At 56.2% G+C, this 25,230-nt stretch carries 19 protein-coding genes and 2 tRNA genes; 6 read left to right on the top strand and 15 right to left on the bottom strand.

What is annotated here, in order from left to right; translation table 11 throughout:
* From infB to rlmE, 10 genes are all read right to left on the bottom strand, one after another.
* Positions 1-2,604: translation initiation factor IF-2 (infB, locus tag RTM06_RS17060; protein ID WP_312183761.1), on the bottom strand; the 2,604-nt coding region annotated here is incomplete at its 3' end.
* Positions 2,605-2,621: 17 nt separating this feature from the next.
* A complete protein-coding gene (nusA, locus tag RTM06_RS17055; RefSeq protein ID WP_008104302.1) occupies positions 2,622-4,109 on the bottom strand; it encodes a transcription termination factor NusA in 1,488 nt (495 codons plus the stop codon).
* Between the two features lie 24 nt (positions 4,110-4,133).
* Positions 4,134-4,586 carry a ribosome maturation factor RimP gene (rimP, locus tag RTM06_RS17050; RefSeq protein ID WP_036620302.1) on the bottom strand — a complete coding sequence of 151 codons (453 nt, stop codon included), beginning with the start codon at positions 4,584-4,586 and terminating at the stop codon, positions 4,134-4,136.
* A 212-nt stretch (positions 4,587-4,798) separates the two neighbouring features.
* Positions 4,799-4,875: transfer RNA gene (locus tag RTM06_RS17045), tRNA-Met, on the bottom strand.
* 59 nt (positions 4,876-4,934) lie between these two features.
* A tRNA-Leu gene (locus tag RTM06_RS17040) sits at positions 4,935-5,021 on the bottom strand.
* Between the two features lie 49 nt (positions 5,022-5,070).
* On the bottom strand, positions 5,071-5,406 hold the full coding sequence (gene secG, locus RTM06_RS17035) for a preprotein translocase subunit SecG (RefSeq protein ID WP_312183759.1): 336 nt from the start codon (positions 5,404-5,406) through the stop codon (positions 5,071-5,073).
* Between the two features lie 217 nt (positions 5,407-5,623).
* The gene (gene glmM / locus RTM06_RS17030; protein WP_008104307.1) at positions 5,624-6,958 is read right to left on the bottom strand and encodes a phosphoglucosamine mutase; all 1,335 of its coding nucleotides are present in this window, start codon (positions 6,956-6,958) and stop codon (positions 5,624-5,626) included.
* Positions 6,959-6,962: 4 nt separating this feature from the next.
* Positions 6,963-7,796 carry a dihydropteroate synthase gene (gene folP, locus RTM06_RS17025; RefSeq protein WP_256698283.1) on the bottom strand — a complete coding sequence of 278 codons (834 nt, stop codon included), beginning with the start codon at positions 7,794-7,796 and terminating at the stop codon, positions 6,963-6,965.
* A gap of 129 nt (positions 7,797-7,925) precedes the next feature.
* Complete coding sequence (ftsH, locus tag RTM06_RS17020; protein ID WP_036620266.1) at positions 7,926-9,833, bottom strand: ATP-dependent zinc metalloprotease FtsH; 1,908 nt, start codon at positions 9,831-9,833, stop codon at positions 7,926-7,928.
* A 175-nt stretch (positions 9,834-10,008) separates the two neighbouring features.
* Positions 10,009-10,638: a 23S rRNA (uridine(2552)-2'-O)-methyltransferase RlmE gene (gene rlmE, locus RTM06_RS17015; protein WP_007886684.1), complete on the bottom strand. Its 630-nt coding sequence runs from the start codon at positions 10,636-10,638 to the stop codon at positions 10,009-10,011.
* Between the two features lie 125 nt (positions 10,639-10,763).
* Here rlmE and yhbY point away from each other — a divergent pair, with 125 nt between their 5' ends.
* Positions 10,764-11,057 carry a ribosome assembly RNA-binding protein YhbY gene (gene yhbY, locus RTM06_RS17010; RefSeq protein WP_007886683.1) on the top strand — a complete coding sequence of 98 codons (294 nt, stop codon included), beginning with the start codon at positions 10,764-10,766 and terminating at the stop codon, positions 11,055-11,057.
* A 126-nt stretch (positions 11,058-11,183) separates the two neighbouring features.
* Here yhbY and greA read toward each other — a convergent pair whose 3' ends face one another.
* On the bottom strand, positions 11,184-11,660 hold the full coding sequence (gene greA, locus RTM06_RS17005) for a transcription elongation factor GreA (RefSeq protein WP_008104312.1): 477 nt from the start codon (positions 11,658-11,660) through the stop codon (positions 11,184-11,186).
* Between the two features lie 246 nt (positions 11,661-11,906).
* Between greA and dacB the strand changes: the two genes are divergently transcribed.
* Genes dacB through pmrB form a run of 3 tightly spaced genes read left to right on the top strand, consistent with a single transcriptional unit; the run spans position 11,907 to position 15,060 of the window.
* Entirely contained in the window at positions 11,907-13,340 is a 1,434-nt protein-coding gene (gene dacB, locus RTM06_RS17000) for a serine-type D-Ala-D-Ala carboxypeptidase (RefSeq protein ID WP_312183756.1), read from the top strand.
* The gene (gene pmrA / locus RTM06_RS16995) at positions 13,340-14,002 is read left to right on the top strand and encodes a two-component system response regulator PmrA (protein ID WP_061718248.1); all 663 of its coding nucleotides are present in this window, start codon (positions 13,340-13,342) and stop codon (positions 14,000-14,002) included. Before dacB ends, pmrA begins: the two co-directional genes overlap by 1 nt.
* The gene (gene pmrB, locus RTM06_RS16990; protein ID WP_256698281.1) at positions 13,999-15,060 is read left to right on the top strand and encodes a two-component system sensor histidine kinase PmrB; all 1,062 of its coding nucleotides are present in this window, start codon (positions 13,999-14,001) and stop codon (positions 15,058-15,060) included. The genes pmrA and pmrB overlap by 4 nt, the downstream gene beginning before the upstream one ends.
* Positions 15,061-15,066: 6 nt before the next feature.
* Here pmrB and RTM06_RS16985 read toward each other — a convergent pair whose 3' ends face one another.
* Positions 15,067-17,337 carry a TonB-dependent siderophore receptor gene (locus RTM06_RS16985; RefSeq protein WP_312183753.1) on the bottom strand — a complete coding sequence of 757 codons (2,271 nt, stop codon included), beginning with the start codon at positions 17,335-17,337 and terminating at the stop codon, positions 15,067-15,069.
* A 259-nt stretch (positions 17,338-17,596) separates the two neighbouring features.
* On the opposite strand from RTM06_RS16985, the gene fes reads away from it, so the two are divergent.
* Positions 17,597-18,826, top strand: coding sequence for an enterochelin esterase (gene fes, locus RTM06_RS16980; RefSeq protein ID WP_312183751.1), 1,230 nt, complete (start codon positions 17,597-17,599; stop codon positions 18,824-18,826).
* Positions 18,811-22,719, top strand: a complete 3,909-nt coding sequence (locus RTM06_RS16975) for an enterobactin synthase subunit F (protein ID WP_312183749.1) — start codon at positions 18,811-18,813, stop codon at positions 22,717-22,719. The genes fes and RTM06_RS16975 overlap by 16 nt, the downstream gene beginning before the upstream one ends.
* A gap of 108 nt (positions 22,720-22,827) precedes the next feature.
* On the opposite strand, the gene RTM06_RS16970 is transcribed toward RTM06_RS16975, so the two are convergent.
* From RTM06_RS16970 to RTM06_RS16960, 3 genes are all read right to left on the bottom strand, one after another.
* Positions 22,828-23,628 (bottom strand): ATP-binding cassette domain-containing protein, encoded by an 801-nt coding sequence (locus RTM06_RS16970; RefSeq protein ID WP_312183747.1) that lies wholly within the window; start codon positions 23,626-23,628, stop codon positions 22,828-22,830.
* The gene (gene fepG / locus RTM06_RS16965; protein WP_312183745.1) at positions 23,625-24,608 is read right to left on the bottom strand and encodes an iron-enterobactin ABC transporter permease; all 984 of its coding nucleotides are present in this window, start codon (positions 24,606-24,608) and stop codon (positions 23,625-23,627) included. The genes RTM06_RS16970 and fepG overlap by 4 nt, the downstream gene beginning before the upstream one ends.
* The coding region (locus RTM06_RS16960; RefSeq protein WP_312183743.1) for an iron chelate uptake ABC transporter family permease subunit at positions 24,605-25,230 on the bottom strand (626 nt) is incomplete at its 5' end. The genes fepG and RTM06_RS16960, both read right to left, overlap by 4 nt.

Below are 25,230 nucleotides of genomic sequence, written 5' to 3'. Positions count from 1 at the left end.
ACCACATTCCATGCCGTTACGGACTTCGTTAACGTCATCTTTGAAGCGGCGCAGAGATTCCAGCTCGCCTTCATAGATAACCACGTTGTCACGCAGAACGCGGATTGGGTTGTGACGTTTGATGTTACCTTCGGTGACCATACAGCCCGCGATGGCACCAAACTTCGGTGATTTGAACACGTCACGCACCGCAGCCAGACCGATAATCTGCTGCTTGAACTCTGGCGCCAGCATACCGCTCATCGCTGCTTTCACTTCGTCGATCAGATTATAGATGACGGAGTAGTAACGCAGGTCAACGTTTTCAGCGTCAATCACGCGGCGAGCAGATGCATCAGCACGCACGTTGAAGCCGAGGATGATAGCGTTGGATGCTGCAGCCAGGGTTGCGTCGGTTTCGGTGATACCACCTACGCCTGAACCGATGATGCGCACTTTCACTTCGTCGGTAGAGAGTTTCAGCAGCGAATCAGAGATGGCTTCGACAGAACCCTGTACGTCAGATTTCAGTACGATGTTCAGCTCAGACACTTCGCCTTCAGTCATGTTGGCGAACATGTTCTCCAACTTAGACTTCTGCTGACGCGCCAGCTTAACTTCACGGAATTTGCCCTGACGATACAGTGCAACTTCACGCGCTTTCTTTTCATCACGTACGACAGTCGCTTCATCACCTGCGGCCGGAACACCGGACAGACCCAGGATTTCCACCGGAATGGATGGACCCGCTTCCAGCACTTCACGACCCAGTTCGTCACGCATCGCACGTACACGGCCGTATTCGAAGCCGCACAGCACGATATCGCCTTTGTTCAGCGTACCTTCACGTACCAGCACGGTAGCAACCGGACCACGACCTTTGTCGAGGAACGATTCAATGACCACGCCGCTCGCCATACCTTCACGGATAGCTGAGAGTTCCAGTACTTCTGCTTGCAGCAGAATTGCATTCAACAGGTCGTCAATACCGGTACCGGCTTTCGCAGAGACGTTAACGAACATGTTCTCACCGCCCCACTCTTCCGGAAGAATGCCGTATTGGGTCAGTTCGTTCTTAACGCGGTCTGGATCAGCATCTGGCTTATCGATTTTGTTGACCGCAACAACCACTGGCACACCGGCTGCTTTCGCATGCTGGATAGCTTCAACGGTCTGAGGCATCACGCCATCGTCTGCAGCCACAACCAGGATAACGATATCCGTGGCCTGCGCACCACGAGCACGCATTGCGGTAAACGCGGCGTGTCCCGGGGTATCGAGGAAGGTGATCATACCGTTGTCAGTTTCAACGTGGTAAGCACCGATATGCTGGGTAATACCGCCCGCTTCGCCTGATGCCACTTTCGTTGAACGAATGTAGTCAAGCAGAGAGGTTTTACCGTGGTCAACGTGACCCATGATGGTCACGACTGGCGCACGGCTTTCCTGCGCAGCATCGGTATCACGATCGTCCATTACCGCTTCTTCCAGCTCATTCTCGCGGCGCAGGATCACTTTGTGACCCATCTCTTCCGCGACCATCTGAGCGGTTTCTTGATCGATAACCTGGTTGATGGTCGCCATGGCGCCCATCTTCATCATCGCTTTAACGACCAGAGAACCTTTGATCGCCATTTTGTTGGCCAGTTCAGCAACGGTGATGGTTTCACCGATGACAACATCGCGGTTAACAGCCTGAGCTGGCTTGTTGAAGCCCTGCTGCAGGGTGCTTGGCTTACGATGTTTGCCACCTTTGCCGCCACGAACCTGCGCACGCGCTTCTTCGCGATCGGTTTTGGCTTCAGAATGCTTGTTGCCTTTCTTCACCGGGCGAGCAGCTTTGGTAGTGCGAGCACGTGCACGGCCAGCTTCTACCTGGCGATCGTTCTCGTCTTCTGCCTGACGGGCGTGAGTTGAGGTAGTGACGTGATAGTCGCCTTTGTCCTCTTCTTCAGGTTTTGCCCATTCAGCGGCTTTTTCTTCAGCCAGGCGGCGGGCTTCTTCAGCCACGCGGCGCGCATCTTCTTCCAGCTTACGGCGTGCTTCTTCTTCTGCTTTACGTTTCAGTTCGGCAGCTTCTGCTTCACGACGGGCTTTATCAGACTGCGCAGCCTTGGCTACTACGTCGGTAGGTTGATTAGTCAATTTCTCTTTTTCCGCTGCTTCACGTTTGGCCTTGTCAGCGGCTTCGCGCTTGGCTTTATCTTCGGCTTCACGTTGCGCTTTCTGTTCAGCTTCGCGACGGGCTTGTTCTTCCGCCTCGCGACGCGCCTGCTCTTCCGCTTCACGCTGCGCCTCGGCTTCCGCTTCTGCCTGAGCTTGCTCAGACTCTGCGTCGCCTTTCACGTATGTGCGCTTTTTGCGGACTTCAATTTGTACCGACTTACTTTTACCCCCGGTGACGGGAATATTCAAGGTGCTGCGCGTCTTGCGCTGCAAAGTCAGCTTGCTTGAACCGGTCTGACCGTGCTCACGATTCAGGTGAGACAGTAAGGTTTCTTTCTCTTGCTGGGACACCGCATCGTTCTCAGACTTACGGATCCCTGCATCAGCAAATTGCTGTACCAGGCGATCGACCGGGGTCTGAATTTCGGCGGCCAGCGATTTTACGGTTACATCTGTCATGCTGTTCCTTCCTGTTATTACGCGTCATCGCCGAACCAGCAGATATTACGTGCAGCCATAATCAGCGCACCGGCTTTCTCGTCATCCAGCCCTTCAATATCTGTCAGATCGTCAACACCTTGCTCAGCGAGATCTTCCAGCGTGCAAACGCCTTTCGCCGCCAGGCGATACGCCAGCGCACGATCCAAGCCCTCAAGATTCAGAAGATCCTCAGCGGGCTCCTGATTACCAAGGCTCTCTTCTTTCGCTAATGCCAGGGTAGTTAACGCATTTTTTGCTCGTTCACGCAGGGCTTCAATGGTCTCTTCATCGAGGCCGTCGATTTCCAGCAGCTCGTTGATTGGCACATAAGCCAATTCTTCCAGCGAAGAGAAGCCCTCTTCCACCAGAATGGTGGCGAACTCTTCGTCGATGTCGAGATGTTTGGTGAACATATCGATCGCTGCATGGGCTTCAGCTTGGTGCTTGGCCTGCAGATCATCGACGGTCATCACGTTCAGTTCCCAACCGCTCAGTTGGGAAGCCAGACGCACGTTTTGGCCATTACGGCCGATCGCCTGAGCCAGATTACCGGCTTCAACAGCGATATCCATGGTGTGATTGTCTTCATCCACCACAATTGACGCCACATCGGCTGGCGCCATGGCGTTGATAACGAACTGCGCCGGGTTGTCGTCCCACAGCACAATGTCGATACGCTCGCCACCCAGCTCGCTCGAAACCGCCTGGACACGCGCACCGCGCATACCGACGCAAGCGCCAACTGGATCAATACGTTTATCGTTGGTTTTCACCGCGATTTTGGCGCGTGAACCCGGATCGCGCGCTGCCGCTTTGATCTCGATAACTTCTTCGCCAATTTCTGGAACCTCAATGCGGAACAATTCGATCAGCATCTCTGGCTTAGAACGGGTGACGAACAGCTGCGCGCCACGCGCTTCAGGGCGAACGGCGTACAGCACACCGCGGATACGGTCACCTGGACGGAAGTTTTCACGCGGCAGCATGTCTTCACGCACAATCACGGCTTCAGCATTGCTGCCGAGGTCCAGTGAAATGTTGTCACGGTTCACTTTCTTCACCACGCCGGTGATGATTTCGCCTTCGTGTTGACGGAACTGATCAACCACCATCGCGCGCTCAGCTTCACGTACTTTTTGTACGATAACCTGCTTAGCAGTTTGGGTGGTGATACGGTCGAAGGTGACAGATTCAATCTGATCTTCGACAAATTCGCCCAGATTGAACGCTTCGTCTTCATAACGAGCTGCATCCAGCGTGATCTCGCGAGTCGGCTGCGTGACTTCTTCCACAATCTGCCAGCGACGGAAGGTGTCGAAATCGCCGCTGCGGCGATCGATGCTGACACGCACTTCGATCTCTTGCTCATACTTCTTTTTGGTCGCAGTGGCCAAAGCGCTCTCCAGCGCTTCGAAGATTTTCTCACGCGGCAGGGCTTTTTCGTTAGAAACGGCTTCTACTACAGCTAAGATCTCTTTGTTCATCCTGGTTAGCCTCAATCCGGACTTTTAAAAGTGGGGGACCAGGTTCGCTTTCTGAATGTTGCTCAGCGCGAACACTTCATCGTTACCCTCAACGGTCACCGTGATCATCTCGCCTTCAACAGACTTAATGATACCCTGCCATTTACGGCGGTTTTGTACGGCCATGCGTAGTACCAGGCTCACCTCGTCACCGGCAAAACGTGCATAGTGTTCAGCAGTGAAAAGAGGACGTTCGAGACCCGGCGAGGAAACTTCAAGGTTGTAAGCCACGGTAATTGGATCTTCCACATCCATTACTGCGCTAACCTGGTGGCTAACATCGGCGCAATCATCAACATTGATACCCTCTTCACTATCAATATAGATGCGCAGGGTTGATGTGCGACCACGAATAAACTCAATACCGACTAATTCGTAGCCAAGCGCTTCTACTGGAGCAGAGATCAACTCTGTCAATTTTTGCTCTAATGTGGACAAGCCCACCCCCAAGACATAAAAAAAGGGCCTATAGCCCAGTGTTTCGATTTCCTGATAACAAAAAACCCCGAATATTCGGGGCTTTTTGTGACTGGACCCTGTACGCCGCATAGCGGCTTCGGAGCACAATCCAAAAGAATTTTTTTCAAAAATCACTGAGATTGCGTCCGTCGATGCATACAGTATATTTGAAAAAGAACTCTAAGGGAAAGTGGTTGCGGGGGCCGGATTTGAACCGACGACCTTCGGGTTATGAGCCCGACGAGCTACCAGGCTGCTCCACCCCGCGTCCGAAAACGTGGCGAATAATACGCCGACCTTGCAAAAAATGCAAGTTAAACTGAGATTTGGTACCGAGGACGGGACTTGAACCCGTAAGCCCTTTCGAGCACTACCACCTCAAGGTAGCGTGTCTACCAATTTCACCACCTCGGTACATCACTAGACTGCGACGTTGTTTTATCGCACTACAGCGTTGACGATCTTACTGCGGGATATCATTGCCCGGCGTTACCGGTTTAGCTGGCTGAGTCTGCTGTTCAGACTGCGCCGGCGCAGTGAGGTTATCCCACTCGCTACCTTTGGCTGTTTTATTACTGTTCAGGTTACCCAGAACCAGGCTGATGATGAAGAACAGCGTAGCCAGTACTGCGGTCATGCGAGTCATAAAGTTGCCAGACCCATTTGAACCGAACAGCGTACCAGAAGCGCCCGCACCGAATGAGGCTCCCATATCAGCGCCTTTGCCTTGCTGCAGCATGATCAAACCGACGAGGCCAATCGCTACAATAAGGAAAACAACTAACAGAGCTTCGTACATAATCAACCTGTTTCCTTGCGCGTTATCTGCACAGTTAAAGCTTCAACCAATATCGATGGGGAGTCTCGTCATCACCCATCAGAAGCGGGTGTGAATACTAACCAAAGGCACATACCTCTGCAAGTGCAATTTTCACCATCGCTTTCGATTGCGGAAAAAATCACCATCCCGGTGATTTTGCAGGCGGAAAGTACAAAACCTCTCCGCCTGAAACAACTTAAACCGCTTTTACTGCATCCGCGATTTTGTGCGCCAGCGCGCTGACCTGCGCCTCATCTTCGCCTTCTACCATCACACGAATCAGTGGCTCTGTGCCGGATTTGCGCAGCAGCACACGACCGCGCCCTGCCAGCGTTTTTTCTGCTTCTGCGGTCACCGCTTTCACGCTCTCGCTTTCCAACGGATCGTGCTCGCCAGCGAAACGCACATTGACCAAAATCTGCGGCAGCATTTTCATGCCGCTGCACAGATCGTGAAGCGTCATATGGTTGCGCACGATTGCAGTGAGCACTTGCAAACTTGCCACAATGCCGTCGCCGGTGGTGGTTTTATCCAGCAGAATGACGTGACCGGAGTTTTCCGCGCCTAAACGCCAGCCCTTCTCCTGCATTTTTTCCAGCACATAGCGGTCGCCCACTTTCGCACGAGTGAATGGAATGCCCAGCTGTTTCAGCGCCAGCTCCAGACCCATGTTGCTCATCAGCGTGCCGACCACGCCGCCGCGCAGTTGGCCCTGACGCAGCCCTTCGCGTGCAATGATGTAGAGAATCTGATCGCCATCGACTTTATGACCTAAATGGTCAACCATCATGATGCGGTCGCCATCGCCGTCGTAAGCCAGTCCGAGATCGGCCTTCTCTTCCAACACGCGATGCTGCAGCAGACGCAGATCGGTCGCACCGCAATCTTTGTTAATGTTCATGCCATCCGGCTGCACGCCGATAGCAATCACAGTCGCACCCAGCTCACGCAGCACATTCGGCGCAATGTGGTAAGTCGCACCGTTAGCGCAATCGACCACAATCTTCAGCCCATTCAGGCTCAGCTCGCTGGGAAAAGTCCCTTTGCAGAATTCGATGTAACGACCTGCGGCATCGACAATGCGACTGGCGCGGCCCAGTTCAGCTGACTCCACACAGGTGATCGGCTTTTCCATCTCCAGCTCAATGGCTTCTTCGACTTCATCCGGCAGCTTGGTGCCTTCAGCAGAGAAGAATTTGATGCCATTGTCGTCGAAGGGATTATGCGAAGCCGAAATCACGATGCCGGCTTCAGCGCGAAAAGTGCGTGTCAGATAAGCAATAGCAGGCGTCGGCATCGGGCCGGTGAAGGCCGCCGACAATCCCGCCGCCGCTAGCCCCGCTTCCAATGCCGATTCCAGCATATAGCCTGAAATTCGCGTATCTTTACCAATCAATACTTTGCGTGAACCCTGACGCGCCAGCACCTTACCGGCCGCCCAACCCAACTTGAGAACAAAATCAGGGGTAATCGGTGCTTCACCGACTTTGCCGCGAATACCATCTGTACCGAAATATTTACGATTACTCATGCCTTTATCCTTTTGCTCTCCGTGTCGCTTCGACGACGCGCATCGCTTCGACAGTCTCTTTCACATCATGCACGCGAATAATTTGCGCCCCTTGCATGGCGGCAATCACCGCACAGCTGAGGCTTCCGGTCAGTCGCTGCGCCGGACCGACATTTAGCAACTGACCAACCATCGACTTCCGTGACATCCCAACCAGCAGCGGTAAGCCGTAATGGTGGAAATGGCTCAGATTGGCCAGCAGTTCATAGTTGTGGCTGAGATTCTTACCGAAACCGAAGCCAGGATCGAGCAGCAGATTATCTTTTTTGATACCGGCTGCTTCACATCGCGCAATCTGCGCAGCGAAGTAAGCGTCCACTTCGTTCACGATATGGCTATATTCTGGTGCCTGCTGCATGGTGCGCGGTTCACCTTGCATGTGCATCAAACACACCGGCAGACCGGTTTCTGCTGCCGCTGCCAGCGCGCCCGGTTCAGACAGTGAGCGAATGTCATTGATAATGTGAGCACCCACTCGCGCCGCTTCACGGATCACTTCTGGTTTGGAAGTATCGACGGAGATCCACACCTCAAAACGCTGCGCGATGGCTTCCACCACCGGAATAACGCGTGCCAGCTCTTCTTCTACGCTAACTTCATCAGCGCCCGGACGCGTTGATTCACCGCCCACATCAATAATGGTGGCACCGGCATTCACCATTTCATTGGTGTGCGTCAGCGCATCGACCAGCGTGTTGTGGCTTCCACCATCAGAGAAAGAGTCCGGCGTGACATTCAAAATACCCATCACATGGGGAAAAGAGAGATCGAGATGGGAATCACGGGCGAACAACTTCATGGCGAGAATCTCCTTGAGGAATCACTGAATCGCAGAATGTAAAAAACCCCGGACTTGCCGGGGTTTGCATTGTAACAAGTATTGCGGCTGCAAATCTGGCGGTGAGCAACGCATCCCGCCAGAACGCTATCACATGATCTTGTCTGAACCCGGCGTTTTCGGGTCATCAACAGGACGTGGAGCCTGCGTTGAGTCGCCGTTACCCACAGCAACTTTCGCCTCTTCCCAGCCTGCTGGTGGGCGCACTTCGCGGCGTGCCATCAGATCGCTGATTTGCGGTGCATCGATGGTCTCATACTTCATCAGCGCGTCTTTCATCGCGTGAAGGATGTCCATGTTTTCATTCAGAATACGGCGTGCACGCTGATAGTTGGTATCGATAAGGTGTTTAACTTCCTGATCGATAATGCGCGCCGTTTCATCTGACATGTGTTTTGCTTTCGCCACTGAACGACCGAGGAACACTTCACCCTCTTCTTCAGCGTAAAGCAATGGACCCAGCTTCTCAGAGAAGCCCCACTGCGTAACCATGTTGCGTGCTACGCTAGTTGCCATTTTGATGTCAGATGAAGCACCGGTAGAAACATAGTCCGGACCATAAATGATCTCTTCCGCCAGACGTCCACCATAAGCCACTGAAATACGGCTTTCCAGCTTCTGACGGTTGGCGCTGATCTCATCGCCTACAGGCAAGAAGAAAGCCACACCCAGAGCACGACCACGCGGGATGATGGTGACCTTGTGCACCGGATCGTAACCCGGAACCAGCGTACCGACGATCGCGTGACCCGCTTCGTGATAGGCCGTCGATTCTTTCTGCTCTTCGGTCATCACCATGGAGCGACGTTCTGCACCCATCATGATTTTGTCTTTGGCTTTTTCAAACTCAACCATTGAAACCACACGCTTGTTGCCGCGAGCAGCAAACAGCGCAGCTTCGTTAACCAGGTTAGCCAAATCCGCACCGGAGAAGCCAGGCGTACCACGTGCGATAACTGAAGGATCCATGTCGGTGGCCAGCGGCACACGACGCATATGGACTTTCAGAATCTGCTCACGACCACGCACGTCTGGCAGACCGACGACAACCTGACGGTCAAAGCGGCCTGGACGCAGCAGCGCTGGGTCAAGTACGTCCGGACGGTTAGTTGCCGCGATAACGATGATGCCTTCATTACCTTCAAAGCCATCCATCTCAACCAGCATCTGGTTCAGCGTTTGTTCACGCTCATCGTGACCACCGCCTAAACCGGCGCCACGCTGACGGCCAACTGCATCGATTTCATCGATAAAGATGATGCACGGCGCAGCTTTCTTGGCTTGTTCGAACATGTCACGCACACGAGATGCACCAACGCCGACAAACATTTCAACGAAGTCAGAACCGGAAATAGTAAAGAACGGTACTTTCGCTTCGCCAGCAATCGCTTTCGCCAGCAGCGTTTTACCGGTACCCGGAGGGCCGACCATCAGGACGCCTTTCGGGATTTTACCGCCCAGTTTCTGGAAACGGCTCGGCTCACGCAGATACTCTACCAGCTCACCCACTTCTTCTTTGGCCTCATCACAACCGGCCACGTCAGCAAAAGTGGTTTTGATCTGATCTTCGGTCAGCATGCGGGCTTTGCTCTTGCCGAAGGACATCGCGCCCTTGCCGCCGCCGCCCTGCATCTGCCGCATAAAGAAGATCCACACGCCAATCAGCAGCAGCATTGGGAACCATGAGATGAAGATGGAAGCCAACAGGCTTGGTTCTTCAGGCGGTTCGCCAACTACTTTGACGTTTTTGGTCAACAGGTTATCGAGTAACTTAGGATCGTTGACGGGGATATAGGTGGTGTATTTGTTGCTGTCTTTTTTGACAACGTTAATCTCACGCCCGTTAATTCGTGCCTCGCGGACCTGATCTTGGTTCACTTCCGATAGGAAAGTTGAATAATCAACCCTACGGCCATTCGACTCGCTGGGCCCAAAGCTCTGGAATACAGACATCAGCACGACCGCGATGACTAACCAGAGAATCAGGTTTTTCGCCATGTCACTCAAGGGATTAACCTCATATTACAACGATGTTAACAGACAGCGTAGGGTACTATAGTTCCTTCATACCTGGAATCGCAGTGCGGATGATTTTGCTTGTTTACCCTGAAACTCAGAATTACACATCAGAGTAAACGCATTGGTCGTCTTGCTTTGATTCCGGCAATTCGGGCTAAAGTTTGCGCCCCGTCGCCACAATGTACACTTCGCGCGAACGTAATCGCGAAGCGTCCGGCTTACGAATTTTCACTTTCGTAAACAGGGAGCGAATTTCCCGCAGGTATTCATCGAAGCCATCTCCCTGAAACACTTTCACGACAAAACTGCCGCCTGGGGCCAGGATATCCCGACACATTTCCAGCGCCAATTCTACCAAATACATCGAACGTGGAATATCAACCGCAGGTGTACCGCTCATGTTGGGTGCCATATCAGACATCACCACCTGCACCTTTTGGTCGCCTACGCGCTCCAGTAAGGCGTTAAGTACCGCCTCATCTCGAAAATCGCCCTGCAAAAAATCAACGCCGACAATCGGATCCATTGGTAACAGATCGCAGGCGATGATACGACCACTTGATCCGATAAGCTGAACCACATATTGCGACCAACCGCCGGGTGCCGCACCGAGATCAACAACTGTCATCCCGGGTTTGAAAATCTTGTCACCCTGCTGAATTTCTTCAAGTTTAAACCAGGCACGCGAACGTAACCCTTTTTTCTGTGCCTGCAGCACATATTTATCGCTAAAGTGTTCCTGTAGCCAGCGACTGGAACTGGCCGAACGCTTTTTACCCGTCATAATTTTTCCAATTAAATCGTCATCGTAGCGATAAATCAGCACGCAATGGTCGCGTTGATTTGGCGATATACCCGAGATGGCGGTAGAATGAACCGTTTTCAATCCCTGAGTAAGCAAAAAATACGATGAATCTGAGTACCAAACAAAAACAGCACCTGAAAGGCCTTGCCCATCCGCTTAAGCCGGTTGTCATGCTGGGCGGTAATGGCCTGACCGAAGGCGTGCTCGCCGAAATCGAACTGGCGCTCGAGCATCACGAATTGATCAAGGTAAAAATTGCCTCGGAAGATCGTGAAACTAAGCAGCTGATCGTGGACGCTATCGTGCGTGAGACTAAAGCAGGCAACGTACAGGTAATCGGCAACACGCTGGTGCTGTATCGCCCTGCCAAAGAGCGTAAAATTACTCTTCCGCGTTAATCATGCCTTTAAAGGCGGCGACGGGCAAAGAAAGTGCCACGCTCCTGCATGTGATAAAAGGCCGCAATGCGGCCTTTTTCCTTTCTTTACAAAATGCAGCGACATATTGCAAAGCGTAGCAATATCTTAAAGGTATTCCACCTTCAGGACTTCATATTCCACATCCCCGCCCGGGGTTTTCACAATCGCGACATCGTCTGCTGATTTTCCAACCAATCCACGCGCCATCGGCGAATTCACTGAAATCAGGTTCTGTTTGAAGTCAGCTTCATCGTCACCCACGATGCGATAGGTGAACTCTTCATCCGTATCCACATTGAGGATGGTCACGGTAGCGCCAAAAATCACGCGACCGGTTTTTGGCATGGCAGTTACATCAATGACTTGCGCATTGGAAAGCTTGGCTTCGATCTCCTGAATACGACCCTCGCAGAAACCCTGTTCTTCGCGAGCCGCATGATATTCGGCATTCTCTTTCAAATCGCCGTGCTCACGGGCTGTGGCGATGGAGGCGATAATGCGCGGACGCTTCACGGATTTCAGTTCGTTCAGCTCTTCGCGTAGCTTCTCAGCGCCTTTCAACGTCATCGGAATCTGATTCATTTTGGCTCCTCGTCATCTATCCTGGTTAACGGCGTCATCCTGACCGGTGACAGCAGAAAACAGCTTCTGCGGCGCGTTACCTCTTTTCACAAGCAAAAGAAGCCTGACCGGGAAAGCTTTCCGGGTCAGGTTCGGTTTTGCATTTTGATACGTATTTTACCCCAGAGTTCCCTGTGGGTCATCGTTTACTTTGCACCGTCCGGGGACGTAGTATTGACGCCCTCACCCGTCAGTTACCGCGAGATTATGCGATTTTCACGACTTGTTACCGGATTAACCTGTGCGTTTATGCTGCAGGCACAAGCAGCTCCCGTTGATGAATACATGCAGTATTTGCCAGACGGCGCAAACCTGGCGCTGATGGTACAAAAAGTGGGCGCATCCACCCCGATAATCGATTATCACGGCAAACAGATGGCGTTACCGGCCAGCACCATGAAAGTGGTGACAGCGCTGGCGGCTTTGTTAGAACTCGGGCCCGATTTCCGTTTCCAGACCACCATGGAGACCAAAGGAGCGGTCAATGACGGCACCCTGAATGGCGATTTAGTGGCACGATTTGGCGGCGATCCTACGCTGAGCCGCCAGGATCTGCGCAACATGGTCACAGCGCTGAAAAAGCAGGGTATCACCCATATTAAGGGCAATCTGGTGATCGACACCTCGGTGTTCGCCAGCCACGATATGGCGCCAGGCTGGCCGTGGAACGATCTGACGCAGTGCTTCAGTGCGCCGCCGGGCGCAGCAATCGTCGATAAAAACTGTTTCTCGGTTTCGCTGTATAGCGCCAACACGCCGGGCGAAAACGCCTTTGTGCGTATCGCTTCCTATTATCCGGCGCACATGTTTAGTCAGGTGCGCACCATTGGCCGCAACAGCGGTGACGGACAATATTGCGAGCTGGATGTGGTGCCAGGCGAGCTCAATCGCTACACCTTAACCGGCTGCATGCGCCAACGTTCAGAGCCGCTGCCGCTGGCCTTTGCCGTGCAGGACGGGGCTGCGTGGGCCGGTGAGATTCTTAAAGCCGAGCTGCGCGCCGCCGATATTGATTACAGTGGTCATCTGGTTCGCCAGGCACAAGTGACATCGCCGGGCACCGTGTTGGCTTCGACGCAATCTGCACCGCTGCACACGCTGCTGCACACCATGCTGAAGAAGTCAGACAACATGATCGCCGATACCGTGTTCCGCACCATCGGCCATCACTACTTCAACGTGCCGGGCACCTTCCGCGCGGGTTCGGATGCGGTACGTCGCATTCTGCGCGAAAAAGCCGGTGTCGATCTCGGTAACAGCATTCAGGTTGATGGTTCCGGGCTGTCGCGCCATGACCTGATCGCGCCAGATACCATGATGCAAGTGCTGCAATACATTGCGAAAAATGATTCGACGCTGAATTACATTTCGATGCTGCCGCTGGCCGGTTACGACGGCACGCTGCAATATCGCGGCGGTCTGCACGAAGCAGGACTGGATGGCAAAGTATCGGCGAAAACCGGTTCGCTGCAGGGCGTCTATAATCTGGCAGGATTCATCACCACCTCCAGCGGCGCGCGCGTCGCCTTTGTCCAGTTCCTGTCCGGCTATGCTGTGCCGCCGGAAGATCAGAAAACGCGCCGCATCCCGCTGGTACGTTTTGAGAGCCGCCTCTATACGGATATCAACAAGAACAACTGATGAAACTGCTAATTGTTGAAGATGATGCACTATTGCAATCGGGCCTTGCGCAGGCACTAACCTCGCAGGGCTACGCCATCGACTGCGCGAGCACGGCTGCAGAGAGCAATGCGCTGCTGCGTAGCGGGCAATATAGCCTGATCGTGCTCGATCTCGGCTTGCCGGATCGCGATGGTGCTTCACTGCTGCGTCAGTGGCGACGCGACGGCATTGCGGTGCCGGTATTGATCCTTACAGCGCGCGATGCGCTGGAGGATCGCGTTGATGGTCTGGATGCCGGCGCTGATGATTATCTGGTGAAGCCGTTTGCGCTGGTTGAGTTACAGGCACGCGTGCGAGCGCTGATTCGCCGTTATCAGGGCCACAGCGATAACCTGCTGCAACAGGGCGATTTGACGCTCAATCTCAGTTCACAGCAGGTTTTGCTGGAAGCGATCCCGCTGGAGATCACGCCAAAAGAGTTCGCGTTGCTCACCCGCTTACTGATGCGCGTGGGGCAAAACGTGCATCGCGAAACGCTGCAGCAGGATCTCTACAGCTGGAATGACGATCCCGGCTCCAATACCCTCGAAGTTCACATCCACAATTTACGTCGCAAGCTCGGGAAAGATCGCATCAAAACCGTGCGCGGCGTCGGTTACCGTCTGGAAATCCGCGAATGAACAGCATGCGTCAGCGATTACTGATCATGCTGGCGCTGATTCTCCTCACCTGTCAGGTGATGAGCGCCATCTGGCTGTGGCATGAAAGCCGCGAGCAGATCAGTTTTTTGGTCAACGAAACGCTCTCGGCGCAGGCGCGGAACGATCGCGTGGAAAACGAGATCCGTGAGGCGATTGCCTCGTTGCTGCTGCCTTCATTAGTGATGGTCGCCCTCACCTTGCTGCTGTCATTTTGGGCGATTAACTGGATTATTCGTCCGCTGAAATCGCTGCAGGACAGCCTTGCGCATCGTTCAGCGGATAACCTGACGCCGTTACCGATCTACTCCGAAATGGATGAGATCGTGGCGGTAACCACCTCGATCAACCAACTGTTTTCACGCCTCGATCACACCTTGCAGCAGGAACGCCTGTTCACCGCCGACGCCGCGCATGAGTTGCGTACGCCGCTGGCCGGGTTGCGCCTGCACCTCGAGCTGCTCCACCAGCAGAACGTGCCGCAGAGCGAGATGCTCATTGAACGCATCGATCAGCTGATGCACACCGTGGAACAGCTTTTAATGTTATCGCGCGCCGGACAAGCGCTGGCGGGCGGTCATTATCAGCAGTTGCAGTGGCAACAAGACATCATGCAACCGCTGAAACCAGAAATGGCCGAAATGTATCAACAGCGTCAGCAAATCCTGCACTGGCCGCAGAATAACGATGTGCCGCAGCAAGGCGAAGCGGTGCTGCTGCGCCTGATGCTGCGCAATCTGCTGGAAAACGCCTCGCGTTACAGCCCGGAAGGCAGCGAAGTCGCGGTGAAGATGCAGCAGGATCAGCAGCAGGTGATTATCGAAGTGTGGGATCAAGGTCCGGGCATTGAAGCCGCCGCAGCGGAAGAGCTCACGCAAGCATTTCGTCGTCGCGATCAGCGTTACGGCGGCAGCGGTTTGGGTTTGAATATCGTGCTGCGCATCGTGCAGATGCATCGCGGCAGACTGGAATTGGTCAATCGTGAAGATCGCAGCGGGCTGATTGCCCGCTGCTATTTACCGCATCAACTGATTGGCTAAACGCCGTTAGAAGTGGGTATTCAGGCTCATAAAGTAAGTACGACCGGATTCGTTGTAGGTATTGGCGCCGGCACCATACAGATAAGAGTTGGTGTTGGCGTTACCGGTGGTTTGCGCATTACCTTCGCGATAGTGGCGTTTATCGAACAGATTATCAATGCCCACCGTGACGCTGGCGTACTTGTTGATATCGTACGTACCGCTCATGCCAATAATTGAGTAAGGACTCACTTTATCCGTTGCGCTGCCGGTAGAAAGATTCCCTTTGTAATCATACTTCTTCGGCGTCTGCGTGCCGTACCAGGTCAGCGTGGTTTGCAGCGACAGATCCTGCGTCGCCTGCCAGCTCAGCGTCGAGTTCAGCGTGTACTCCGGAATCACCGATAAACGATCGCCGGTCTCTTTGTTCTTACTCTGCAGCATATAAGTGAAGTTGTTGTTCCACGTCACGCTGTCGGAGAACGGCACGTTGACGGTACCTTCCAGCCCTTCCACCACCGCTTTCGGTACGTTTTCCCACTTATAAATATCGGTGGTGCCATTGGACGCTTTGCTGACTGGCGAGTAACCGGCTTCGATCTTGTTACGATAATCGTTGCGGAACCAGGTCAAACCGGCCTGATAACCTTCGTGTTTCCACTCCAGACCAATCTCTTTGTTGATGCTGTTTTCTGCTTTCAGGTCGCTGTTACCTTGCAGGTAACAAGCGCCGGTGCTGGCCGCACAACCCTGGCCATTGCTGTACAACAAGTAGTTTGGATTGGTTTGATACAGGCTCGGCGCTTTGTAAGCGCGTCCAATCCCCATCTTCAGCGTGAAGTCATCGCCCAAACCTTGCGACAGGTTGAGCGACGGGCTCCAGTTATTGCCAACAATCGAGTGGTGATCGAAACGCAGGCTTGGCGTCAGCATGGTGCTGTCGGTCAGCTCCATGTTGTCTTCCGCAAACAGCGAGAAAATCTCTGCCTGGGAATAGGGGCTGCGGCCGGTGTTATCGATGCCCGGCACCGAACCGTAGTTCGCCGCCTGCGTGTTGGAAGAACCGTCTTTCATGCGCTGCTGGTTCCATTCGGTACCCAGCGTCGCGGTTTGGTTAAACAGCAGTTCAAATGGAATGCTAACTTCGCTATGCAGCAGCACATCATCCAGTTGGATGGTGTTGAAATCGCTGTTGGAGAAGATGCCTTCGGTGCCGCCCGCCAAACCTTCATTGAGGCGCGAGTTACGGGTTTTCTCGTAGCGCGCGTAGGTGTTGGTGCTGACGCCGTTATCCCATGCGCCGGTCCATTTCAATGAGATGTTCTGGCGGTACAGGCGGTTAGTTTCGTCACCGTACAGGCTTTTCACCAGCGCGCTGGTGTTGGTGTTCTGCGTGTCACCCGCATACAGATTGCCCTGACGGCTGAAACCGCCCTGCAGCTCCAGCGTCTGCATCGGCGCAAAGGCCCAGCTCAGCAAGGCATTGATATCTTTGTTAACCGAGCCTTCACGACCCGCCGGATAGCTGCCCGCATAGGTGCCGGTGCGCGCCGCCGCATGCCCTTCGTTGATGTCATAGGCATCGGCCTGGGTTTTGGCTAAACCGCCGTACAAACGGAAGTTGAAATCATCGCCCAGCGGCCCTTCGAGACTGAAGTTGGTGCGCTTGGTCGCGCCTTCCGCTTTATGTTCCGGCACGTTGAAATAGGTGTTCCAGGAACCGTGCCACTGCTGATCGGTCTGTTTTTTGGTGATGATATTCACCACGCCGCCCGCTGCACCGTTGCCGTAACGCACCGCTGCCGGTCCGCGAATCACGTCGATGTGATCGATCATCTCCGGCGGCACCCAGTTGGTATCGCCACGCGTATCACGTTCACCACGCCAGCCAAGGCGCACCGAATTGCGGCTGGTGATCGGCATGCCATCCACCATGATCAGGGTGTTTTCCGGGCCCATGCCGCGAATATCGATCTGGCGATTGTTACCGCGCTGGCCGCTGGTGGAGTTACCGGTCAGGTTAACGCCTGGCATGGTTCGGATAATTTCGGACACATCGCGTGCTGGCGGATGCTTTTTGATTTCGTCGGCGGTAATGGTTGAAACGCCCGGCGCTTGCAGGTTCTGCTGCTGCGCGGTGACCATCAAGGTGCCGCCGTCCATTGATGGTGCGTCAGTGGTGCTGGCTGAGGTTTTGCTGGAAGAAGTCTCTGCTGCCCAGGCGCTGCTGGATAGCAGTGAGGCGCAGAGCCCCAGTTCAATCAGAATGGCTAATGATAAGCGTGAGTAATTTTTCATTTTATACGTTCCTGGATGGCCAGCGAAAAGCCGTTGGATGCTTAACTGGCGAGCCGGTGAGAAGATCCCTGTCCATATCGCGCCCAGTTCCAGCCCCTTCAAACCATCCGTAGCGCAACCTTACCGAACGGTAAGCATCAGGCGGAACAGGCGTGCTCATTTTTGAGCGCAGTCACCCTATTGCAAATGCAAATTATTATCAATAGTATTATTCATCAAGCTTATGTAAATCTCCGCGTAAACACCGACTGGCAGCCCTATGACCTGGCGAAATGATGTAACCGGCAGTGAAGCCTGGTGGCAGGCGCAACAATCCCAAGGCATTCCCCGCATTGAGTTAGCAGACGATGGCCAATGTCAGGTCACCTTCTTCTGGCGTGACCCGCAAGGCGATGAAACGCAATCGTCGACCCAGCGCGTGTGGATCAACATTACCGGCGTGACCGATCACCACCAGCGCCGCCCGCCGCAGTCGTTAATGCGCGTAGCGGGCACCAATGTTTGGTATTGGCAGACCTCGCTGCCCGCCAACTGGCGCGGCAGTTACTGTTTGATGCCCGATGATCAGGCCACCGACTTCACCGGCGTTGCCGAGATGTCTACACTGCGCAACTGGTGGCGCAATAAATTCCCGACGGCGCAGGCCGATCCTTTGAATCACTTACGTGGCTGGTCCGGTGGTCGCGGTATGGGCGTATCGCCGCTGCATCTGCCGCACGCGCCCAATCAACAGCTGTGGCAAGCGGTGGATCACGGCACAGCGCCAGCCATTGAACTGCAACAGCAGCAATGGGATAGCGCGCTCTTAGGCAACAGCCGCAAGGTCTGGATTTACACCACCGGCGAGGCCAATCCTGCACAGCGTCCGCTGGCCATCATGCTCGACGGGCAATTTTGGGCGCACAGCATGCCGATTGCTGGACCGCTGCAGCAGCTCACCGATGCCGGTTCTTTGCCGCCAGCGGTATATCTGTTTATCGGCATCATCGACAGCGAACACCGCAGCCGCGAGCTGCCGTGCAACGCGCAGTTTTGGCAAGCCATTCAGCAAGAACTGTTACCGCAAATCGCACAATCAACGCCCTATCGCCAGCAGGCGGACAGCACCATCGTCGCCGGACAAAGCTTTGGTGGCCTGGCGTCGGTGTTTGCCGCGCTGCACTGGCCGGAAACTTTCGGCAACGCGCTCAGCTTGTCCGGATCCTTCTGGTGGCCGGAACGCGGCAATCCACACGGCTGGCTGCTGCAGGCGCTGGATAGCGGTCTCGCGCCGCGCCAACCGCTGCGTTTTTGGCTCGAAGCGGGCAAACGCGAAGGCTTGATTCTGCAAGCTAATCAACAACTCCAACAGCAGCTTAGCGCTGCCGGCTATCAGGTAAATTACCAGCCGGTGGAAGGCGGCCATGACGCGCTCTGTTGGCGCGGCGGCCTGCTGAATGGCTTGCAAGCGCTGTGGAGCAAACCGGAGCATCCATGTCCGAATCTCTGATGAATACGCAAACCGACCAAAAAACCTTGCCGTTAGTCGCGGCACAGCCTGGCATCTGGATTGCCGATCAGCTGTCACCGCACCACAACGCTTACGCGGTGGCGCACTTTGTCGAACTGCGCGGTGAGATTGATAGCGCCCTGTTGGCCCAGTCGATCGTCGCGGGCATGCAGGAAGCCGACACGCTGAACATGGCATTTGGCGAAGTGGAAGGCGAAGCGTTGCAGTGGCCGCAGCCACACTCCTTTAGCCTGCCGCAGATTGTCGATTTGCGTGCTGAGGCCGATGCGCCCGCCACAGCGCGTGCGCTGATGCGTGACGACATGAATGGCGATCTGCGCGTATTAAGCGACGCAAAACTGTGGCATCACCGCCTGTTCCGTCTCGACGATCAGCATTGGTTCTGGTATCAGCGCTATCACCATTTGGTAGTGGATGGCTTCAGCTTTACCGCGCTGACGCGCCGCATCGCCAATCTCTATACCGCAGCCGTACGCCAGCAAGATGCTGAACCGACGCCGTTTATTCCGTTTAGCGAAGTGGTGGACGAGTATCAGCGCTATCGCGAATCCTCCTCCTTTGTACGTGACAGCCAATTCTGGCGCGAAAAAGGCGCGGCGCTGCCTTCACCGGCTTCGCTCTCGCCGCTGCCGCTCGCCGGACAACATGCCAGCACCGATCTGCTGCGCCACAGCGTTACGCTGGATCGCAGCACCTTCCAGACGCTGGTGCAGCAGCATCCGCACGCCAGCGCGGCCGATCTCGCCTTTGCGCTAGTGGCGCTGTGGCTGGCGCGTCTCAGCGGGCAAAACGACTTTGCCGCCGGTTTCATCTTTATGCGCCGTATCGGCTCGGCCGCCTTGTGCGCCACCGGTCCGGTGATCAACGTATTGCCGATGGCAATCCATTACGATCCGACGCAGCCGATCGGCGCGCTCGCCGCGCAGCTGGCGGGCGAAGTGAAAAAGATGCGTCGTCATCAACGCTATGACGCCGAACAGGTGCAGCGCGATCTCGGCCGCCTCGGCGATAGCGATCCGCTGTACGGTCCGGTGATCAACCTGAAGATGTTTGATTACCAGCTCGATTTCGCTGGCGTGGAAGGCATCACCCATCAACTGGCGTCCGGGCCGGTGCGCGATCTGGAGATTGCCATCTATATCAGCGAGCACGGTGAACTGACGCTGGAGCTATTGGCGAATGCCGAACGTTACAGCGAACAAACTTTGCAGCGTCACGCCAGCCGCTTTGCTCTGCTGCTCAATCAGCTGGCGCAACAGCCGCAGCGGCCGTGCGGCGAACTCGACCTGCTCACCGCCGAAGAACATGCGCAGATTGCCGCGATCAACCAAACTGCCTATCCGCTGCCGGCAGAAACGCTGGCGTCACTGTTAGCGCAACAGGCGGCGCGTACGCCCGATGCACCGGCGCTGGCCGATGCGCAACATCAGCTTAGCTATCGCGAAATGCAGCAGCAGGTGTTTGCGCTGGCCGCCGATCTCAGCGCCGCCGGCGTGCAGCGTGGCGATATTGTCGCCGTGGCGCTGCCGCGTTCGGTGCAGCTCTCGCTGGCGCTGCAGGCGATTGTTTCGCTCGGGGCCGCCTATTTGCCGCTCGATACCGGATACCCGGATGACCGTTTGCAGCTGATGCTGGAAGACGCCGCGCCGAAAACGCTGATCACCTGCGCGGCGCTTCGCGCGCGCTTCAGCGCTATCGCATCGGTCAATCAGCTGCATTTTGATGTGCTGTATAACAACCCGCATGCGCCGCAGCCGGCCAGCGCACCGACGCCGCAGGATGGCGCCTACATGATTTACACTTCAGGTTCGACCGGTCGCCCTAAAGGCGTGCTGGTGGGACATGAAGCCATCGTCAATCGCCTGTTGTGGATGCAGGATCGCTATCCGCTGCAAGCCGATGATGTGGTGCTACAGAAAACCCCGAGCAGCTTCGACGTCTCAGTGTGGGAATTCTTCTGGCCGCTGCTGGTCGGTGCGCAGTTGGTGATGGCACCGCCAGAAGCCCATCGCGACCCGGAAGCGCTGCAGCAGCTGTTTGGCCGCTACCAAGTCACCACCACGCATTTCGTCCCCTCGATGCTGGCGGCCTTTGTCGCGGCGCTGGATGATCAACCGGCGATTGCCAGCTGCGCCAGTCTGCGCAACGTGTTCTGCAGCGGTGAAGCGCTGCCGACGGATTTATCGCGCGAATGGGAAAAACTGACGCGCGTGCCGCTGCATAATCTGTATGGCCCCACCGAAGCGGCGGTGGATGTCAGCTGGTATCCGGCATTTGGGGATGCATTGGCCGCGGTCGAAGGCGCCAGCGTGCCGATTGGTTTTCCGGTGTGGAATACCGGCCTGCGCATCCTCGATGCCCGCATGCAGCCGGTGCCGCCGGGCGTGGCAGGCGATCTCTACTTAACCGGTGTGCAGCTGGCGCATGGCTATCTTGGCCGTCCCGATCTCACCGCCAGCCGCTTTATCGCCGATCCTTTCATGCCCGGTGAGCGCATGTATCTTACTGGCGACGTGGCGCGCTGGCTGGATAACGGCGCGGTGGAATATCTTGGCCGCAGCGACGATCAGTTGAAGATTCGCGGCCAGCGCATCGAACTGAATGAAATCGATCATGTGCTAAGCGCGCAGCCCGGCATTGAACAGGCGGTCACACACGCGGTGGTGCTTGGCGCTTCGGCGGCGCAAGGTGATGCGCGTCAGCTGGTCGGTTACGTGATTGCAGAGCAGCCGGTTGATAGCGACGCGCTGCGTCAGGCGCTGGCGCAACGCCTGCCTGCGCATATGGTGCCGGTGGCGATTGTGCAGCTCGATGCCTTCCCGCTCAGCAGCAACGGCAAACTCGATCGCAAAGCGCTGCCGTTGCCGCAATCCGCTGGCGTCAGCGCAGGTCGCGCCCCGCACGCCGGGCTGGAAACCACCTTAGCCAATGCTTTCTGTCAGTTGCTGGCACGCGAGCAAATCAGCGCGCAGGATGACTTTTTCGCCCTCGGTGGCCATTCGCTGCTGGCGATGCGCTTAGCAGCGCAGCTGCGCCGTGAACTGCAACAGCCGGTCTCGGTCGGGCAAATCATGGTGGCCTCGACGGTGGAGAAGCTAGCAACGCTGCTCAGTGATACGCAATCACATCAGCAAGCCGGTTTCGAAGCGGTGCTGCCGCTGCGTCAGAGCAACGGACCGACGCTGTTCTGCTTCCATCCGGCGTCGGGTTTTGCCTGGCAGTTCAGCATCCTGCAGCGGTATCTCGAAAAGCGTTGGTCGCTGGTCGGCATTCAGTCGCCGGATATCAACAGTCCGCTGAACCAAAGTGCGCAGCTGGATGAGGTGTGCGACGCCCATCTGCAAACCTTGCGCGAGGTGCAGCCGCACGGACCTTACTATTTCCTCGGCTATTCGCTGGGTGGCACTTTAGCGCAAGGCATCGCCGCACGGCTGGAAGCGGCAGGTGAAGAAGTGGCGTTCCTCGGCCTGCTGGATACCTGGCCGCCGGAAACGCAAAACTGGGATGAGAAACGCGGCGAGAACGTGCTGGATCCGGCGGTGCTGGAAGAGGTGAATCGCGAGCGCGAGCAGTTTATCGCCGCGCAACGCCATCAGGCCGGTGAAGAGATGCGTGGGATGTTCGATACCATCGAAGCCAACTACGCCAGTTCGGTGCGCCTGCTGGCAATGGCACGCAGCGCCCGTTTCAACGGTCGCGCCACGCTGTTCCTCGCCGAGCAGACGCAGCAGCCTGGACAAGATGCGCGCCGCGCCTGGGCGCCGTATGTCGGTGAACTGGAAGTGTGGCCGATGGATTGCGCCCACGTGGAGATCATTTCACCGCAGATGTTTGAGCAGATTGGGCCGTTGTTGCAGCGGTTGTTGCAATAGCGATCTTTCCCTCACCCTAGCCCTCTCCCGCAAGCGGGAGAGGGAACTAATCTGCTCCTTCTCCCGCTTGCGGGAGAAGGTTGGGATGAGGGCCAGCGCGCACTGTCTTTAACTACTCCCGCGCCCCAGCGGCACAATCATCGGCGTATGCGCCACTGGATCTTCCACAATCACGCAGCGCAAACCGTACACCTGCTCGATCAACGCCGGCGTCACGATCTCCGACGGCTTCCCTTCGGCGACGATCTTGCCATAACGCATGGCGATCAAATGCGTGGCATAGCGGCAGGCATGATTAAGATCGTGCAGCACCACCACCAGCGTACGACCATGCTGCTGATTAAGATCCTGCATCAACTCCAGCAGCTCAATTTGATGGGTGATATCCAGCCAGGTCGTCGGTTCATCCAGCAGCAGCAGCGGCGTTTCCTGCGCCAAAACCATGGCAATCCACACGCGCTGGCGCTGACCGCCCGATAACGTATCCACCGACTGCTGCGCCAAATCGGCCACGCCGGTGGCGCGCATCGCGTTCTGCACCGCCGCTTCATCTTCCGCACGCCAGCGCCCAAACAGCGCCTGATGCGGATAGCGTCCGCGCGCCACCAGCTCGGTGACGCTGATGCCCGCTGGCGCATTCGAACTTTGCGGCAGCAGGCCCAGACGCCGCGCCACCTCTTTGGTGGGATAGCTGGCAATGGCCGCGCCATCCAGCAACACCTCACCTTTCAGCGGTGTATGCAGACGACTCAGCGTACGCAGCAGCGTCGATTTTCCGCAGGCGTTGGGGCCGATAATCACCGTCAGCTCACCTTGCGGAATCGCCACCGAAAGATTCTCTGCCACCACCTTTTTGTCGTAGCCCAGCGTCAGGCTATCACCGCGCAGACGTGAAGGGATCTCGGTCATTGGCGTCGCGCCTCCCGCACCAGTAAAGCAATCAGATAAAGTCCACCGAGGATGACGGTAATCACGCCAACCGGTAATTGATAAGGCAGGAACAGATGCTGGGCGGCGAAGTCTGCGGCAATCAGCAGCAGCGCGCCGCACATCGCCGCCAGCGGCAAGGCACCTTTGACGCCGCCGCCGAGACGACGGGCAATCTGCGGTGCCAGCAGCGCGACAAACGAAATCGGCCCGACCAGCGCAGTGGACGCCGCCGTCAGCACCACGCCAATCAGCATCAGCCACAGGCGGCTGCGCTCCACCGGTACGCCGAGCGCGCAGGCGGTATCATCGCCCATCTCCAGCAACCGCATCCGCCGCGCCAGCAGCGCCATCAGCAGTAACGCCAACAGCAGCACCGCAATCACCGGCGGCGTTTTCGCCCAGGTAATGCCGTTAAGCGATCCGGCGCTCCACAAGCCCGCACTCAACGCCGACTCCAGCGAGGCGCTGATAATCAGCCATGAATTCAACGCCATCAGCAGCGCTCGCACGCTGATGCCGACGATAATCAGGCGGAAGGTTTCCACGCCGTTGCGCCAGGCAAACAGATAGACCAGCGCCGCCGTGGCAATGCCGCCAATTAACGCTGCGCCGGTCATCGCCGTGACGCTTTGATTGAACAGTACCAGCGCCACCAGCACGCCGCTGTATGCGCCGGTGTTGAAACCGAGAATGTCCGGACTGCCGAGCGGATTACGCAGCAGCGACTGGAAAATCGCGCCGCTGATGCCTAACGCGGCACCAATCAACAGCGCCATCAGCACGCGCGGCAAACGCCACTCCAGCACGATCAGCTTGACGTTGCTGGCGCCCTGCCCCAGCAGAATTTGTCCGATTTGTTCTCCGCTGATCTGCAATGCGCCGCGCGTCATCGCCAGCCAGGCCAGCAGACCGCAGGCGCACAGCAGCCAAAGCGTATGAAGCCAGACACGACGCGTCATAGTGCACCCCGGCCCAATTTACGGCGCACCAGTACAATCAGCATCGGCGCACCGAGCATCGCCGTAACGATGGAAACCCGCAGCTCGCCCGCCACCAGCAGGCGGCCAAGGATATCGGCGGCGAGCAGCAGAATCGGCGTGATCAGCGCGGTAGCGGGCAGCATCCAGCGGTGATCGTTGCCCACCAGCCAGCGAGCAAAGTGCGGTGTCATCAAACCAACAAACGCAATTGGGCCTACCGCCGCCGTGGCTGCGCCGCACAGCAGCGCAATCGCCAGCAGGCCAAGCAGTTGGGTGCGCGCCACCCGCGTACCGAGCGCGGTCGCCATGTCGCCGCCCATACTCAAACTGTTCAGCGCCTGCGACAGCGCAATGGCCACCACGCTGCCGATCAGCACCGCCGGGAAAAGCGTAGGTAACGTGGAGAAGTTGCGAATATCCAGCGAGCCGCTGTGCCAGAAGCGCAGATGATCGTAGATATCGGGATTAAGCAGCGACAGGCCAGAAGTTAATCCATCCAGCACCGCGCCCAGCGCCACGCCCGCCAGCGTCAGACGCACCGGATTGACGCGCCCGCCGCCAATCGCGCCGGTCATCGCCACCAGCACGGAAGCCAGCAGCG

Source organism: Pantoea sp. CTOTU46764 (genome assembly GCF_031974595.1).
Classification (GTDB): Bacteria; Pseudomonadota; Gammaproteobacteria; order Enterobacterales; family Enterobacteriaceae; genus Pantoea; species Pantoea trifolii.
This window is presented reverse-complemented; position numbering and strand designations above follow the sequence as displayed.